The organism is Hymenobacter agri (genome assembly GCF_054778495.1).
Genome location: NZ_BAAGZM010000651.1, coordinates 1 through 2,280, shown reverse-complemented (window position 1 = coordinate 2,280; position 2,280 = coordinate 1). Strand labels below are relative to the sequence as shown.

The 2,280-nt window shown below is 65.0% G+C and carries 1 protein-coding gene and 1 pseudogene; both read right to left on the bottom strand.

Features of this window, described 5'->3' with window-relative positions; translation table 11 throughout:
* Positions 1–191, bottom strand: a pseudogene (locus tag ACYVDE_RS20635) (aminotransferase); the annotation flags it as partial.
* 126 nt (positions 192–317) lie between these two features.
* Positions 318–2,280 (bottom strand): PAS domain-containing sensor histidine kinase (locus ACYVDE_RS20630; RefSeq protein WP_460503420.1); only part of this gene is annotated, 1,963 nt, incomplete at its 5' end.

Here is a 2,280-nt window from a genome sequence, read left to right as displayed (position 1 = left end):
AGCCCCGGCATGGGTGCGTACTGGTGGTGGCCCGGCGTGAGGGCGTGCCGGGCCAGCGCCTCCAGCAGCGCCCGCGGCGGGTCGTAGTCCGGAAAGCCCTGCGCCAGGTTGATGGCGCCGGTTTCCTGGGCCAGCAGGGTCATTTGGGTGAAGATGCTGACGCCCACATCGGGCAGCTTAGACTGGAGCACGGCTGGGCTAGGTTGGGTTTTGAGTGTTCGGTGTTTGGTGTTCGGTGTCAGGTATTCAGAAGTGGGTATTGGTCGTTTGGGGCTGCTCAGGATTACAAACCAAACACCGAACGCCGAATACCTCTTCTATAAATAAAGATGAAACGTGGTGCCTTCGTCCACAACGCTGTTCACTTCGATGCGGCCGCCGTGGTTCTGCACAATGCGGTTGACGAGGTAGAGGCCCATGCCCGTACCGTCGATGTGCGAGTGGAAGCGGCGGAATAGCTGAAACAGCTGCGCGCCGTATCGTTCCAGGTCGATGCCCAGGCCATTATCCTGCACCGTGAGGATGGGGCGGCCCGTCGTTACATCGGGGGCGCTACTGAGGCGGATACGCGGTGCGCGGGTGGGGGAGGCGTAGCGCAGCGAGTTGCTGAGCAGGTTCTGAAAGATGCTCAGCAGGTTGGGCCGCACAAACCACACCACAGGGTAGGTGGCAAAGTCGCATTCCACCAGCGCATCGGCCTGGGCAAGCTGGTCCTGCAGGCTGTCGAGCACCTCGTTCACCAGCGGAGCCAGCTCCACCGGTTCCGCGGGCACTTCCTGCTCGAGGCGCTGCACCTGCACAATGGCCCCCAGGTCGTCGATGGTGGCAAAAATCCGGGCCAGCGCCCGCTCGAAGTAGCCAATGAGCTTCTTCGCCTCGGGGTCGTCGAAGCTGGTGGTGTGGGTGAGTTCGGCAAAGATGCCCGCCATGTTGCTGATGGGCTGCTTGAGGTCGTGCGAAGCGGTGTAGATGAAGCTGTCGAGGTCTTCATTGGTGCGGCGCAGGCGGGCATTGTTGGCTTCGAGGGCCTGGCGGGCCTGCCGCAGGTCGTGCACGTCGGTGTTGGCCCCCACCCAGGCGCTGATATGGCCCTGCGCATTGCGTACCGGCTCGACGCGCGCCAGAAACCAGCGGTATTCGCCATCGCGGCGGCGCCAGCGCATCTCGTGCGCCAGCGGCGTGCCGGTGGTCAGGCTGTGCTGCCAGCGACGCATGGTTTCGGGCAGGTCGTCGGGGTGTAGTACGCTCTCCCAGTTCCAATCCTTCAGGCCGTCGAATTGCAGGCCGGTGTAGTCGTACCAGCGCTGGTTGCAGTAAGTCACGCGGCCGTCGGAGCCGGCCGTCCAGGTAAGCTGGGGCAGGGCTTCGAGCAGCTGCTGAAAGCGGGTCTGGCTTTGCACGAGCTGTTCCTGCAACAGGCGCAGCTGGTGTACATCGGTGTTGGTGCCGTACCACTTCAGCAGCCGGCCGCCGGTGTCGCGGCGGGCCTGCGCCTGGCCCAGAAACCACCGATACTCGCCGTTGTAGCCGCGCAGGCGAAACTCGGCCTCGTAGTAGCGTTGGGTGGCCAGGGCTGCCTGCCACCGCTCCTGCATGTGCGTCTGGTCGTCGGGGTGCACAAAGCTCAGCCAGTGTGCCGCGCCGTTCTGCTCCATGCCCACCCCCAGGTAGGCTGCGGTGCGATGGTTGTAGAAGTCCACGGTGCCGTCGGGGCTGGCCGTCCACACCTGCTGCGGAATGCTTTCGGCCTGAATGCGCTGCTCTTCTTCGCTCACAGCCAGTTGCTGTTGCAGCTGGCGCAGGGTCGTCACGTCGGTATTGGTGCCAAACCAGCGCACCACCTGTCCCTGCGCATCGCGAATAGGCAACGCCCGGCTCAGAAACCAGCGGAACTCGCCATCGTGCCGGCGTAGCGGGAAGGTGTCTTCCCAGGGCTGCTCGGCGCGCAGCGCGGCCAGGTAGCGGTCGTTCACGGCATCGCGCAGGGCAGGGTCGTGGACCAGCTCCCAGCCCGCGCCGCGCATTTGCTCGGGCGTGAGGCCGGTGTAGTCGTGCCAGCGCTGATTGTACCAGAAAATGTGGCCGCGCGGGTCGGCCATCCAGGCCAGCTGCGACATGTTGTCGGCCAAGGCCGCGAAATCTGCGCGGCTGCGGGCCAGCTCTTCGGTCCGTTCGTGCAACTCGTGCACCTCGGTGGTGGCCGCGCTGAAGCCGGCCAGCTGGCCGTCGGCCCCCAGATAGGGCTGGGCCAGCGTCTGCATCCAGCGCAGCGCCCCATAG